We start from the raw sequence: 13,454 nt of genomic DNA, 5'->3' as shown, positions 1-13,454 counted from the left end.
TTCTTCGGCAAGCACGGCCATGATAAAGTCGTTGTGCGCTTCAGGCAGATAAAACATCTTCTGCTTGCTTGCGCCAACGCCTACGCCAAAGAAGCTGCCCGAACCAATGGCAAGCAGCGACTGCACAAGCTGGTAGCCCGTGTTGTGCGCATCCTGAAAAGGATCAAGAAAGGCCAGCAGACGGCGCAGACGATAAGGCGAAGAAATGGCCAGCGCCATAGCGCCGCCGCATGCGAGCGCCACCGAAAAAAACAGATAGACAAAACGGGTGCCGCCCGCCACGCACATGAAAAACAGAATACTTGCCAGAACGACGGCGCTGCCGAAGTCAGGCTGCAAGAGCAGCAAAAAGCAGAACAGCCCCGTAACGGCAAAGGGAGGAATGACGCCCCGGCTGAACGTCTTGATAAGTTCCTGTTTGGAACTCATGAAGTACGCAAGGTACAGCGCCAGCGCAATTTTGACGAATTCCATGGGCTGAATGGAGATAAAACCCAGCGGAATCCAGCGCTTTGCACCGTTGATGGCAGGGGTAAGGGGAGAGAGCGTCACCAGCAGCAGGAGCAGCGCAAGAAAGAGCGCAGGATACTGCATGCGGTACAGCCAGTGCCTTGGCAGGAGGGCTGCGCTCCACAACGCAACGCCGCCGCCAAGGGCAAAAATGACCTGACGCTTGAAGAAAAAGTATTTGTCGCCGTTGACCTGCTCCGCCACGATGCCGCTGGCTGAAAGCACCATCACAAGACCAATGGAAAGGATAATCAACATGATGGTGAAAAGCCACCAGTCAAATGGTGCAAACGGCCCTTCTTCCGTGGCTCTCGCCATGGCGCTGTTTACCTTGGGCGCTTTTTCCTTACCGCTGAAGAGGTTCTTCATGACAGCTTACCCACGATCTGTTTGAAGTCTTCACCGCGCTGTTCATAATTTTTGTACAGGTCATAGCTGGAGGTGGCGGGCGCAAGCAACACCACATCGCCGCTCTTGGCATTCGCCGAGGCAAAGCGCACAGCAGGCTCCATTGTCTCGTGCCAGCTTATGGGCACAATCCCCTGCCAGGCCTTTTCAAAATGCTCGCGGCTGGCTCCAAAAAGCACAACTTCCTGCACTTTGGCGCGCAGCAGATCAGCAAGCCCGGCCAGATCGCCGCCCTTGAACTTGCCGCCGCAGAGCAGCCGCACAGGACGGTCAAAGGCCTCCAGCGCCACCTGAAGGGCGGAAACCGTAGTGCATTTGGAATCATTGACGTACAGCACGCCGCCAAGCTCGCGCACACGCTCAAGACGGTGGGGCAAAGGCTGAAAGCGCTCAACGGCCTTGGTCGCGCTGGCTTCCGTCACGCCAAAAAGGCGGCAGGCCTGCCATGCGGCTTCTTCATTAATGCGGTTGTGCGCGCCCATAAGGCAGCTTGTGGGAAAGCGGTCAGTGGCCTTTACAAAAACCTTGCGCGCCTTGAGGCGGTGGGCGTCAGCCAGCGCTTGCAGATCTTCGCCCAGCACGGCCAGATCGCCTTCGTCCTGACAGCGGAAGAGGCGGAACTTGGCCTCGGTGTATTCCGCCATGTCCTTATGGTAATCAAGATGGTTGGGCGTGATGTTGAGCAGGATGCCCGCGCGCGGACAAAACGTGGTGCAGGCCTGCAACTGGAAGCTGGAAATCTCAAGCACAAGCACATCGGCTTTTTTGCCGCCAAGAACATACTCTGAAAGCGGCGTCCCGATGTTGCCGCCCAAAAACACGGCATAGCCCTGCTCGTACAGCATGGCGGCAGCCAGAGAGGCCGTGGTGGTTTTGCCGCTGGTGCCTGTTATGGCCAGCACTGGCTCGTCATCAAGGTAGCGCCAGGCCAGTTCCATTTCAGCCAGAATTTCAGATACCTGCGTGTCCACCAGCCCTGCAAGCCTGACTACAGGCATGCCGGGGCTGGGCACCACAAAGGCCGCGCCTGCAAACTGCGCGGCAGAATGCTCGCCAAGCTGCACGTCAATGCCAAGAGCCGCAAGTTCAGCGGCGAGCACTTCCCTTCCGGCCAGCGCCTTGAGGTTGCTGTCCAGTAGCCGAACCCTCGCCCCGGCGCGCCGCAGCAGCCTTGCAGCGGCAAGGCCAGAACGGCCCGCGCCCACAACAACTGCCAGTTCGCCGGGTTCAATACGTCTGCCGCGATTTTTCTCCAGTGCCATATCCTTTCTCCTCAGCGCAACTTCAGGACAGAAAGCGCCACAAGGCCCAACAGGATGGAAGTTATCCAGAACCGGATGATGATCTTAGATTCAGGCACGCCTTTGAGCTCAAAATGATGGTGCAAGGGAGCCATGCGGAAAATACGCTTGCCGCCGGTCCAACGAAAGTAACCGACCTGAAGAATGACTGAAAGCGTTTCGGCCACAAAAAGGCCGCCCACCACTGAAAGAACAAGTTCCTGCTTGCACAGCAGGGCCAGATAGCCCAGCACGCCGCCAAGCGAAAGCGAACCCACATCGCCCATGAATACCTGGGCCGGATAGGCGTTGAACCACAAAAAGCCAAGGCCCGCGCCCACAAGCGCCGCGCAGAACACTGTGACCTCGCCCACGCCGGGCATGTAGGGCAGCAGCAGGTATCCGGCAAAGCGGGCGTTGCCCGTGATATAGATGAAAATGGAAAAAACGAGGCAAGCCACAATGGAAGGCCCGATTGCAAGGCCGTCCAGACCGTCCGTCAGATTGACGGCGTTGGAGGAAGCCACCATGACAAACACGCCAAAGGGCAGATAAAACCAGCCCAGATCAAAGGTAACTTCTTTCAGAAAGGGTATGGTCAGTTTGCTGCTGTAATCGGGGTTAATGTAGAGCAGCACCATTGCTGCGCAGGCAACGACCAGTTGCCCAGCCATTTTGGACCTGCCCGAAATCCCCTTGTTTTTGTGGTGACGCAACTTGGTGATGTCGTCCCAGAAGCCAACGGCTCCGAAACCTGCAAAAACAAGAAAAGCCTGCCAGATATAAGGATTTGTCAAATCAGACCACAACAGCAGGCTGACAGTGAGCGTAAACAGCATGAGCAGACCGCCCATGGTGGGGGTACCGGCCTTGCAGGCGTGGGCGGCAACGTCTTCGTGAATATACTGACCGCATTTGAGGCTGCGGAGCCAGCCGATAAAACGGGGGCCAATGAGAATTGAAAGCACAAGAGCAGTAATGAGCGCGGCCAACGAGCGGAAGCTGATGTACCGAAAAACGTTGAATACCGTCCATTCGGACGTAAGGGGGACAAAGAGATTATAGAACATGCAGCGTAATCCGTTCTTTTGGTCGTGTGCGACCGTTATGCCCGTTCCTTAAAGCAGTCAAACCATGAACCAGCGGCTTGAAGCGGGGAAACCCACCAAGGCCTGTTTCAAGTATGCAACGCTCCAGCAGGCGGCGTTATTGATCATTGCCTCAGCCCCGCACGGCCTCCGGCCCTGTGAGAGTCTGGAGCAGGCATTCCAGCCTGTTGCCGCGTGATCCCTTGAAGAGGGCCACGCCGCCGGTCTTGTTTTCGGCAAACGCACTGGCCGTCAATTGGGCCCATGCAGCAGCAAAGGCCGCAGCGTCATACACCTCGAACCACGGCCCTGTATAGCCCCCACAGGTCAGCCCGGCGCGGATATTTTCACCGTGGCCGCCTTTCCAGAATACTGCCGATGGTTTAAGTTCAGCCAGGTGTTTGCCGAGGGCTTCGTGCTCTGCCGCAGCCTGCGCCCCAAGCTCGAGCATTTCGCCAAGCACTGGCACAAAAAGTCTGCCAGCGGCGCGCTCTGCCGCTGCATCAAGCATGCGACGCATGGAAAGCGGGTTGGCATTGTAGGTATCGTCAATAAGCAGCCACTTGCCTACGCGCGTCTGGTTGAAGCGCTGCACAGGCAGCTCGCTCTGAGCCAGCCCCTGCGCGATTTCCGCAGTGCTCAAGCCCAGCAGATGGGCGGCGGCGGCAACAGCTATAACATTTTCCGCGCCGTACTCTCCCCTGAAAGGAGCGGTCACATCGCAACGCGCGCCGTCAAGCCAGAGGTGGTACAGACCGCGCCTGTCGTCCGGCGCGTCAATGCCGGTTGCGGCATCATCACGGCTGTCGGCCTGTGCGGGTGCTGGCCCTGCGTAAGAGGCGCGGTATTCCACGGCTCTGCCCGTGGCGCTGAAAAAATGCAGTTCCGCGCCAGTGGCTCTGGCCTCGCGCACAAGTTCGGGATAATCCGCGCACACAAGGCCGATGCCCTTGGGGGCAAGGTTGGTGAGCAGGCGCGATTTGTGCCAGGCCACGCCCTTGCTGCCAAGGCCTTCGGTATGGCCTGCGCCGACGTTAAGTATAAGGCCAATGTCAGGGCGCATGACGGACGACAGTTCTTCCATGTCGCCCTCATGGCTGATGCCAGCCTCCATGACCCAGAAATCTTCATCGCCGTCAGTGGCGAGCATGGCGCGGGGCATGCCGATCTGGTTGTTGTTGTTCAGGGCGTTTTTGGCGGTTTTGCCGCGCACGGAGAGCACCTGGGCCAGCACTTCCTTGAGCGTTGTCTTGCCCGCAGTGCCGGTAACGCCCACGACCCTGGCGGTTGTTTTGTCGCGCCACATGGCGGCTATGCTGCCAAGAGCCTTGACCGTATCTTCCACAACCAGCACGGGCACACCTGCATCGGGCAGCGCCCGGGAGGCCAGCACGGCAGAAGCCCCAAGCTCCACGGCGGCAGGCACAAAGTCGTGCCCGTCCACCCTGCTGCCGGGTATGCAGACAAAGAGAGCCCCGGTCGCGGCCTCGCGGCTGTCCGTCACTGTGGCGGTCAGCGCAATGTCGCTCTCAAGGGCGCTCAGGCCCAGACGGGCCGCTATTTCATTGTAGGTCAGTCGCAATGAAGAAACTCCCTAACTACTTCCTGGTCGCTATAGTGGTGTTTGACACCCTGGATGATCTGATAATCCTCATGCCCTTTGCCTGCAATAAGCAATGCATCGTCCTTGCCGAGCATTTTCAGCGCCTTGATGGTAGCTGCGCGGCGGTCAACCTCGACCACAACTTCGCGGGCGGATTTCAAACCGGGCAGAACATCCTGCAAAATAGCCTCCGGCTCTTCAAAACGCGGGTTATCGGAGGTCAGCACTGCCACGTCAGACCAGCGGGCAACAGCCTCGCCCATGAGGGGACGTTTGGTGCGGTCGCGATTACCGCCGCAGCCAAATACAGTAACAACGCGTTTGAATCCAGCCCCCCGCAGGGCCTGCAAAACGTTTTCCAGCGCGTCCGGCGTGTGGGCATAGTCTACAAATACATTTAATCCTTGGGGATTTTCCACACGTTCAAGCCGCCCGCTCACGCCCGTAAAACTTTCAAGAGATTTGAAGGCGTCCGGCTCAATGCCCATTTCAAGGGCAACGGCCTGCACGGCCAGCAGGTTTGAGGCGTTGAACGCGCCCACCAGAGGCGAGCGAAGTTCCCACTTGCTGCCTTCGAGATGCATGCGCATATGGCAGCCGTCCGTTCCGGCAGAAAGCAGTTCACCCCAGAGGTGACGCTTGTTCAGCGCGCCTTTCTGCAAACCAAAGGAAAGGGCCGTGGGGCATAGTTCCAGCAGGCGGCGGCCCCATGGGTCGTCGGCGTTGACAGCCATGGCTTTGTCGGGCCGGGGCAGTTCCAGGAACAGGCGGGCCTTGACCTGGAAGTAGCTTTCCATGCTCTTGTGATAATCCAGATGATCCTGCGTCAGATTGGTAAAGGCTGCGCCGGAAAACGGCACACCGCAGACGCGCTGCTGGTCAATGGCATGGGAGGACACTTCCATCACCGCCACATCCACGCCCGCCTTGGCCATGGCGGCCAGCATGGCGTGCACGCTCAGGGCATCGGGCGTGGTGAGGGGCGCGGCTTCCGCATGACCGGGCCAACGGTAACTGACAGTGCCCATGACGCCAAGCTTGTGCCCGGCCTGCGCAAAGAGCTGTTCGAGCAGATAGGAGCAGGTGGTTTTGCCGTTGGTGCCTGTGACGCCCACGATCTTGAGCGGCAGTTCGCTGGTGCGCCAGCGGGCCTCCGCCAGACGCCAGAGCGCCTCGCGCGGATCGGAATGGTGCACAACGCGGCAGCCGCCAGCAAGTGCTGCGGCTTCTTCCGCTCCACCGGGGCGGCAAACGACAATGGAAGCCCCTGCGGATACTGCGGCGGGAATAAAACGCGCCCCGTCCTCGTTAACGCCAGGCACGGCAACAAAGATATCGCCGGAATTGACCTGACGAGAATCGACGCGCACTTCAATACCGCCGCGTCTGCACTGTTCAAGAAGGGCTGCAAATTCCCGTTCCATATCAACCTCACTGCATAACCGGGGCAAATGCCCCAATTTAGTCCCGGCGGCGCGCGCAATTCAACCCGCAACCCCGCGCGCCATGCGTGCGCCAGCCGGAAGCAACCTGCCGTTCTTACCGTTCGGAAAGCCAGAGAATATATTCGATGTCCTTGCCTTCTTCGGGCCAGGCCACTCCGGGGGCAGGGGTCTGCTTGACCACCCTGCTGCCGGATCCTTTGAGTTCAGGCACAACGCCCGCGCGAGCAAACAGCTCAACCGCATTGCGCACAGATTTGCCCATTACGTCCGGCACCCTGCTGCTGGCCTTGGCCAGATGCCCCGGCAAACGCATGCCTTCGGCCTGTTGCGGCGGGGCCAGCTTTCTGGTGTCGGTGGCATAGGGAACTTCCAGCGCTGCAAGCTTGAGGCCGCGCTGACGGGTCTTGGTGGCCGGGCCTTCACCCTCGGAGGCTTTTTTATCCGCTTCCGCCACCTTGGTTTCGTTAAACATGCCCGTGTACGACACCATGCGGGAGGCAACTTCCTTGAACACGGGCGCAGCCACCACGCCGCCGTACTGGTTGCGCGAAGGTTCATCGACCATGACCATCACAAAATACTTGGGCTTATCTGCCGGGAAAAAGCCCACGAACGAAGCGAGGCGCTTGCTGCCGTAGGTGCCCGACCTGTGGTCGGCCTTCTGGGCCGTACCGGTCTTGCCGCCCACGTCAATGCCGTCCACACGGGCGCGCTTGCCTGTACCGTCCGGTTCCTCAACTACATCGCGCATCATGTGCATGACTTCGCGCACGGCGGTTTCAGAATAAATGCGGGGGCGCACCTCATCCACCACGCCGTCTTCGCGCGTGAGGCGCAAGGGCTTGTACACGCCGTTGTTGAGGAGGGTCAGGTAGCCCTGCGCCATCTGGAGACCCGTCACTGAAATACTTTGTCCGAACGAGGTGGACATGATGTCCACTTCGCTCCAGTCGCGCGGGGCGCGCAGAATGCCCCGGCTTTCAGACACAGGTACGCCGGTGCGCTGTCCAAAGCCCAACGCATGCATATACTTGTAGAAGGTCGGCGCGCCCATGGACAGGCCGATTTTGGCCATGCCGATGTTGGACGAATAGCGCAGCACCTTTGCAGCGGGCAATATTCCCTGCCGCGAAGTATCGCGGATGGTGAAGTTTTTGGTCACCCACTTGCCGCCTTCGCAGTCGATAAGGGTGTTGGGCGTAACCTTACGCTCCTGAATGGCGGCAGCCATCACAAAGGGCTTGAATGTGGAACCCGGTTCCAGAGCATCGGCAGCCAGCCTGTTGCGGTAAACAATCGGCGAGAAATCCTTGTAGTTGTTGGGATTGAAGAAAGGGTACTGCGCCCAGGCCATGATTTCGCCCGATGCCACATCCACCACCAGCGCCCCGCCCCAGCGGGCATCATATTCCCGCACGGTACGGGCCACGGCTTCTTCAACAAAAAACTGGATCTGCATATCGATGGTGAGGGTCAGATCCTGCCCCACAGGTTCGCTCTGCCCTTCTTCGTGCAGATAAAAACGGCGGCCCATGGCATCGCGCTGCACAATCTGGCGCGTGGGAATGCAGCCAAGGCGCGCATCGAGCGAGCGCTCGATGCCTTCAAGGCCCTTGTCGTCAAGGCCCACAAAGCCCAAAAGCTGCCCCGCCATGTGCTTGAAGGGATAAACGCGGTCATATTCCTTGCTCAGGCCTATGCCGGTAATGTTGGCCTTGCGCACGGCCTCGGCGGTATAGTCATCCACCTTGCGCTTCAGCCAGACAAAACGGCGCTTGGTTTGCGCCAGGTCGTCATAAAGCTTCTGCGGCTCCATGCCCAGAATGGGGCCAAGGGTGTTGGCCATGGCCTGAAAATCGGTGATGTCCTGCGGGCGGGCGTAAATGGATTTTGCTTCCACACTGCGGGCCAGCACCTGACCGTTGCGGTCAAAGATCATGCCGCGACGCCCGGTAACCAGCTCCGTTGCCGTATGCTGCCGACGCGCGCGCTCTGCAAGACGCGGCCCCTCCATCATCTGGAGGTACCATGCGCGCCCCCACAGCCCGACCCACAGCAAGCAGAAGATGCATACAACTATCTTGATGCGGGCGCGGCCCCAGTCCACGTTGCCCATCCAGGCCGGAGAACCCGTGCCCTTGTCCGAAGAGACAAGGTTGCGGGTGGTCTGCGGCTTGGTGACGCGGGCAGGGCCTGCGCTGGACACATTGCGTTTGCGAGAGCTGAGTTTGAACATGGCGTTTCCAAACTGGGCGTCGCCGTGATGACGCCGGGCTTTTTCCGGGCCTGAGCATTAACTGGTCAGGCATTGGAGCGTTCCGGAGTTTTTACTGTAGTTCCATACGTCGAATCTGGCCGGGCTTGGGTTCGCGCATACCGAACTCATCTGCCTTGCGCCGCAGTTCATAGGGAGAAAGCAGCCGTTCGCGCTCAACTTCAAGCTTGGCCCTCAGGGCGCGCCGTTCGCGAACAGTATTTTGCTGAATATTGATGAAATAGGTTGTGTCCATGCGCTCAATGTTGCTCCACACGAGCACAAGCCCCATGACCATGCAGCTCAGAAGCCCCAGAACCAGCGCCAGAAGCCATCCCCTGCCCCCATGTTGCTGGTTCATGGTTGTATTGCGCTTCATGATCCGGTGGCCTCGGCTATTTTTTCCACAGCGCGCAGCTTGGCGCTGCTGGAGCGAGGGTTGACGGCCAGCTCTTCGGGCGTGGCGGTCACGGGCTTTTTGAACAGAATGCGCACTTCGGGCTGATGATGGCACACGCATACAGGCACATGGCGCGGGCAGCGGCAGCCTTCTGCCCAATGACGCATGGCCTGCTTGACCATGCGGTCTTCAAGCGAGTGAAACGTTATGATGGCGAGCCTGCCGCCGATGGGCAGATATGCCAGGATATTGTCAAGAAACCGCCGCAGTTCGCCCAGCTCGTCGTTGACGGCCATACGCAATGCCTGAAAGGTACGCGTGGCCGGATGCCGCCGGGCCTTGGCCCGCCATGCGGCGGGATAGGCCTTCTCCACCAGGGCCGCCAGTTCTGCGGTGGTGTCTATGCTGGCCTTCTGGCGCGATTCCACAATTACGCGGGCAATGCGCCCGGCCTGTGGTTCTTCGCCCAGCATGGCAATGCATTCCTTGAGCTTTGCAAAACTCTCGCGGTTGACCCAGTGCCAGGCCGATGGCTGGCCGGAATTCTGATCCATGCGCATATCGAGCGGGCCATCGCCGTGAAAGCTGAAACCGCGTTCGGCTTCGTCAAGCTGAAGCGAAGACACGCCGATATCCAGCAGCGCCCCGTCCACCTTGTTCCAGCCCAGTTCTGCCAGCGCATCGGGAAAATTGCTGTAATTGCAATGAAAAATGTGAGCGCGGTTGCCAAAGGGGGCCAGCCGCTGACGTGCCAGAACCATGGCGTCTTCGTCCCGGTCAAGGCCGCACAGCTCAATGTCGCTGGCGGCGCCGAGCACTGCCGAGGCATGGCCGCCCATACCAAGGGTGCCGTCCAGGTAACGACCCCCGGCGCGGGGCGAAAGCGCCTCCAGCGTTTCCGCCGGAAGCACCGACACGTGCCGTACTGGTTCTGCGATGTTATCCAAAATTTCCGTCATGGTGCGGCCTATAGACTGAGAGTTATGCCAAGCCCGGAAAGCTCGTCGGACACATCCTCAAGCTGGAGGGCGTTGAAGCGTTCCTGATCCCAGATTTCAAATTTGTTCAGCATGCCCACGAGCATTGCATCCTTGTGCAAACCAGCCTCGCGCATCAACACCTGCGGAATACGCACCCGCCCCTGGGCATCGGGTTCAAGTTCCTGGGCAAGGCCCATAACCTTTGTTTTGAAGTGCGAAAGCCTTGGCGAGGGCATGGGGATACTGCCGAGCTGTTCTGTAACCATGTCCCAGTCGGCGGGCAGATAGGCCACCAGGCGTCCGTAAAAAGCAGTAAGCCAAAACGTCCCAGAGCCGCCGTCCGCGCTGAGTCCTTCGCGGTATTCCGGCGGCAGCATGAGTCGCCCCTTGGGGTCTAGGCTGCGGGAAAGGCTTTTTGTGAACAGTTTTTTCACTTTTTCCCACTTCTTACTACTTGTTACCACTTTTTCCCACTTATGCCCCAAGCCCTACCCTGTGTCAAGCAATGTCGCAAAATTGGCTTTATCTGCGAATTATCTGGCGATCAGCCTTCCAGTTTGCGCCCGTTTTTGCAGTGGTAAAACGTGGCAAGTTACCACTGCCAACCCTCAGGGAATGCACGGCAAAAAATAACGCCCATCGTTGCCGCCAGAAGCAAAAAACCACCAGGCGGACAACATGGGCGCGGTTTCAATGCTTTTGCGCCGAATGCCTTGACAATATGCGGGAAAACCAAGACTATTTGGATCAAGCCGGAACTGTAAATTTTGTATTTTTGCGCCCTTGCGCCACCGGTTTCAGCCAAAAGGAACAGATATGAGAACGAAAATTGTCGCTACTATCGGTCCCGCTTCCAACAGCAAAGAAAAACTGCACGAACTGGCCGAGGCCGGAGTCAGTGTATTTCGTCTTAATTTTTCGCATGGCGGCGCGGCGGACTTTGTTACCATCATCCAGAGCATCCGTGAGGTTGAAGCCGCCATTGGGCGGCCCATCACCATCATGCAGGATCTTTCCGGCCCCAAAATCCGCCTTGGCGTGCTGCCCGAAACCAGCATAACCGTCACCAAGGGCATGGAGCTGCTGCTCGGCCCCAGCGACCGCCATGTGGACGATTTCCCCTATCTGCCCTTTGACCACGATGTGATCCTCGAAAGCCTCGAGCCCGGCGACCGCATGGTGCTGGCTGACGGCGGGCTTCAGTTTGTGGTTACTGAGTGCCGCTCGGACGGCCTCGTGATGCTTAAGGCGGACAACTCCGGCATCGTCACCTCGCGCAAGGGTCTGGCCCTGCCCGGCAAGGCCACCAAGGTGCGCGCCCTGACGGAAAAAGACAAAAAAGACCTTGCGGACGGCCTCAAGCTTGGCGTGGACGCAGTGGCAATCTCCTACGTGCAGACTGCGGACGACGTGCGCGAAGCCAAGGAGCTTATCGCCGCTGCCGGCAAAAACCTGCCCGTGGTCGTCAAGCTTGAACGGCAGAGCGCCGTGGACAACCTTGCAGAAATTCTGCACGAGACAGACGTCGTCATGGTGGCTCGCGGCGACCTTGGCGTGGAATGCCCCCTGCCTCTTCTGCCCGCGCTGCAAAAGCACATCATCAGCGCATGCAACAAGGCCTCCAAGCCGGTTATTGTTGCCACGCAGATGCTGCTCTCCATGGTCAACAGCCCTGCCCCTACCCGCGCGGAGACCACAGACGTGGCCAATGCCGTGCTTGACGGCGCGGACTGCGTGATGCTTTCGGAAGAAACCGCCATGGGCAACTTCCCCGTTGAAACGGTGCGCTACATGCGCCGCATCACGGACGAAGCCGAACGCCTGCTGCTGCTCAACCGCAAGCTTGAAGAGCCGGACAGCGACAAGGGCATACCTGAATTTCTGGCCTACTCCGCCTGCCTGCTGGCAGACAAGGCTTCGGCCAAGGCCATTGTGTCGCACAGTCTTTCGGGCAGTTCGGCCCGGCAGGTCTCTGCCCGCCGCCCCCCGCAAAGCATCTATGCGCTCACGCCTGACCCGGTTTCCATCAAGGCGCTCAACTTTGTTTGGGGCGTGAGGCCGGTTTTTGTGGAAAATCCGCAGGAAGAACCAAGCCACCTTATCCGGGCCGAGAGCTTTATCCATAACAGCCCTGATTTTGAACCTGACGACTGCGCGGTTATTACCGCCGGTCAGGTCAAGGGGTCTTCCGCCACGCCCCGTGGTACAAACCTTGTCAAAATTTACTGGAAGTAGCTCATGGCCGCAGAGCAAAGGAAAGTTCTTGATGTTCCCATGAACATCAACGAGGAATATTATCAGATCAGCGGCGAAATCCTGTCGAGCTTTCCCAAGTTCCGGCCTCCGGTAGATCTGTTCAGGTTTCGTGAAGACATCGCGGTGCTGGCCCCCTATTGCGTCAAGGGGAGCCGCCTGACCAGCGATCAGGTGGACGAAGTTGCGCAGTTGTGCGCGGAGGGCGACCTTTTTGTTTCGCGCTCCGACCACCCCATTTACTCGCGCCATATCGTCAAGCAGCTTGACCTTGTGTTGCAGGACAACAACCTCAAGGAAGCGGAGATCGCAGATATCTGCATCCGCGCCCTGCTTATGCGTTGCAGCGACTTTTTTGAGCAGCCCGTCAAGGCGCTCTTTGAACCGCTGTACCGCGATGTTATGGTTGTTACTGAATACCTGTGGAGCGACAAGCATCACATCAACACATTCATGCGCCGTCTGTTTCGCAAAAACAACCTTGCACGGCATTCCATCAACAGCATGATTGTGGGCCTGTGGATATGGTTGCAGGGCGCTGCTGAATACCGCCGCAAAGACATGGATCGCATTGCAGTTGCCATGCTGCTGCACGATGTGGGCATGTGCAAGGTTCCCCCTTTCCTGCTCAGCAAGGCTGGCCCTCTGAAGCAGGAAGAAAGGGAAAAAATCATTCCCCATCCCATTGTGGGCGTCCGGTTGATGCAAAAGATGGAAGTGTCTTTTGACGAACTGCTGCGCGCCTGCTTTGAGCATCACGAACGGCTTGACGGTTCGGGCTATCCCCAGCACACCAAGGGCAGTCAGACTACCAAGGTTGGACGCCTTGCAGCGGTGGCCGACTCTTTTGCCGCCATGATTTGCGACCGGCCTTTCAGAAAGGGCAAGGATATTGTGCAGTCTGCCAAGGAACTTGCCAACGACCCGCGCTATGATCAGGAAATGGCCAACGCGCTGTTCGGTGGTTTTGCCGCTGGCACCATCGGGCAAATGGTCGACATGGACGCAGTGGTGGATACGCCGCAGCCGGAATAGACAAATCCTGGCGCAGGCCAGCAAAAGAACAAGTAAAATTCATTTGGGCAGCAGGTCAAACGCCCTGCGGGAGTTTGTTCTGCTGCCAGCAGATACATGAAAAGCCGGTTCAGAACCATGCGTTCTGAACCGGCTTTTCATGTGAGCCCACACGCCCGCTTGCGCGGCGGGCAGTCACCAGACCCGGCTCGGGCAGGC

11 protein-coding genes are annotated in these 13,454 nt (G+C 58.7%); 2 read left to right on the top strand and 9 right to left on the bottom strand.

Going from position 1 to position 13,454, the window contains the following annotated elements; all coding sequences use genetic code 11:
- From VEZ52_RS03560 to VEZ52_RS03520, 9 genes are all read right to left on the bottom strand, one after another.
- Positions 1–879: putative peptidoglycan glycosyltransferase FtsW (locus VEZ52_RS03560; protein ID WP_324835562.1), on the bottom strand; the 879-nt coding region annotated here is incomplete at its 3' end.
- Entirely contained in the window at positions 876–2,180 is a 1,305-nt protein-coding gene (locus tag VEZ52_RS03555; protein WP_324835560.1) for a UDP-N-acetylmuramoyl-L-alanine--D-glutamate ligase, read from the bottom strand. The genes VEZ52_RS03560 and VEZ52_RS03555, both read right to left, overlap by 4 nt.
- Before the next feature lie 11 nt (positions 2,181–2,191).
- The gene (gene mraY, locus VEZ52_RS03550) at positions 2,192–3,268 is read right to left on the bottom strand and encodes a phospho-N-acetylmuramoyl-pentapeptide-transferase (RefSeq protein ID WP_324835559.1); all 1,077 of its coding nucleotides are present in this window, start codon (positions 3,266–3,268) and stop codon (positions 2,192–2,194) included.
- A gap of 151 nt (positions 3,269–3,419) precedes the next feature.
- A complete protein-coding gene (locus VEZ52_RS03545) occupies positions 3,420–4,868 on the bottom strand; it encodes a UDP-N-acetylmuramoyl-tripeptide--D-alanyl-D-alanine ligase (RefSeq protein WP_324835558.1) in 1,449 nt (482 codons plus the stop codon).
- Positions 4,859–6,313 (bottom strand): UDP-N-acetylmuramoyl-L-alanyl-D-glutamate--2,6-diaminopimelate ligase, encoded by a 1,455-nt coding sequence (locus VEZ52_RS03540; protein ID WP_324835557.1) that lies wholly within the window; start codon positions 6,311–6,313, stop codon positions 4,859–4,861. The genes VEZ52_RS03545 and VEZ52_RS03540 overlap by 10 nt, the downstream gene beginning before the upstream one ends.
- 115 nt (positions 6,314–6,428) lie before the next feature.
- Positions 6,429–8,570: a penicillin-binding transpeptidase domain-containing protein gene (locus VEZ52_RS03535; RefSeq protein ID WP_324835556.1), complete on the bottom strand. Its 2,142-nt coding sequence runs from the start codon at positions 8,568–8,570 to the stop codon at positions 6,429–6,431.
- A 91-nt stretch (positions 8,571–8,661) separates the two neighbouring features.
- On the bottom strand, positions 8,662–8,967 hold the full coding sequence (locus VEZ52_RS03530) for a hypothetical protein (RefSeq protein WP_022659322.1): 306 nt from the start codon (positions 8,965–8,967) through the stop codon (positions 8,662–8,664).
- The gene (rsmH, locus tag VEZ52_RS03525; protein WP_324835555.1) at positions 8,964–9,947 is read right to left on the bottom strand and encodes a 16S rRNA (cytosine(1402)-N(4))-methyltransferase RsmH; all 984 of its coding nucleotides are present in this window, start codon (positions 9,945–9,947) and stop codon (positions 8,964–8,966) included. Before rsmH ends, VEZ52_RS03530 begins: the two co-directional genes overlap by 4 nt.
- An 8-nt stretch (positions 9,948–9,955) precedes the next feature.
- Positions 9,956–10,402 (bottom strand): division/cell wall cluster transcriptional repressor MraZ, encoded by a 447-nt coding sequence (locus VEZ52_RS03520; RefSeq protein ID WP_324835554.1) that lies wholly within the window; start codon positions 10,400–10,402, stop codon positions 9,956–9,958.
- Between the two features lie 382 nt (positions 10,403–10,784).
- On the opposite strand from VEZ52_RS03520, the gene pyk reads away from it, so the two are divergent.
- Positions 10,785–12,203, top strand: a complete 1,419-nt coding sequence (gene pyk / locus VEZ52_RS03515) for a pyruvate kinase (protein WP_324835553.1) — start codon at positions 10,785–10,787, stop codon at positions 12,201–12,203.
- Between the two features lie 3 nt (positions 12,204–12,206).
- On the top strand, positions 12,207–13,256 hold the full coding sequence (locus tag VEZ52_RS03510; protein WP_324835552.1) for an HD-GYP domain-containing protein: 1,050 nt from the start codon (positions 12,207–12,209) through the stop codon (positions 13,254–13,256).
- Positions 13,257–13,454 lie beyond the last annotated feature (198 nt).

The sequence above is a fragment of the Desulfovibrio sp. genome (genome assembly GCF_035644575.1).
Taxonomy (GTDB): domain Bacteria; phylum Desulfobacterota; class Desulfovibrionia; order Desulfovibrionales; family Desulfovibrionaceae; genus Desulfovibrio.
Note: the sequence above shows the minus strand (reverse complement) of the source record. Positions and strands in the feature narration are given on the sequence as shown.

Excerpts from the sequence above, each read along its gene's own strand:
- VEZ52_RS03510 (WP_324835552.1), top strand. The coding sequence starts at position 12,207 with ATGGCCGCAGAGCAAAGGAAAGTTCTTGATGTTCCCATGAACATCAAC.
- VEZ52_RS03530 (WP_022659322.1), bottom strand. The coding sequence starts at position 8,967 with ATGAAGCGCAATACAACCATGAACCAGCAACATGGGGGCAGGGGATGG.
- VEZ52_RS03535 (WP_324835556.1), bottom strand. The coding sequence starts at position 8,570 with ATGTTCAAACTCAGCTCTCGCAAACGCAATGTGTCCAGCGCAGGCCCT.
- VEZ52_RS03555 (WP_324835560.1), bottom strand. The coding sequence starts at position 2,180 with ATGGCACTGGAGAAAAATCGCGGCAGACGTATTGAACCCGGCGAACTG.
- pyk (WP_324835553.1), top strand. The coding sequence starts at position 10,785 with ATGAGAACGAAAATTGTCGCTACTATCGGTCCCGCTTCCAACAGCAAA.
- mraY (WP_324835559.1), bottom strand. The coding sequence starts at position 3,268 with ATGTTCTATAATCTCTTTGTCCCCCTTACGTCCGAATGGACGGTATTC.
- VEZ52_RS03540 (WP_324835557.1), bottom strand. The coding sequence starts at position 6,313 with ATGGAACGGGAATTTGCAGCCCTTCTTGAACAGTGCAGACGCGGCGGT.
- rsmH (WP_324835555.1), bottom strand. The coding sequence starts at position 9,947 with ATGACGGAAATTTTGGATAACATCGCAGAACCAGTACGGCACGTGTCG.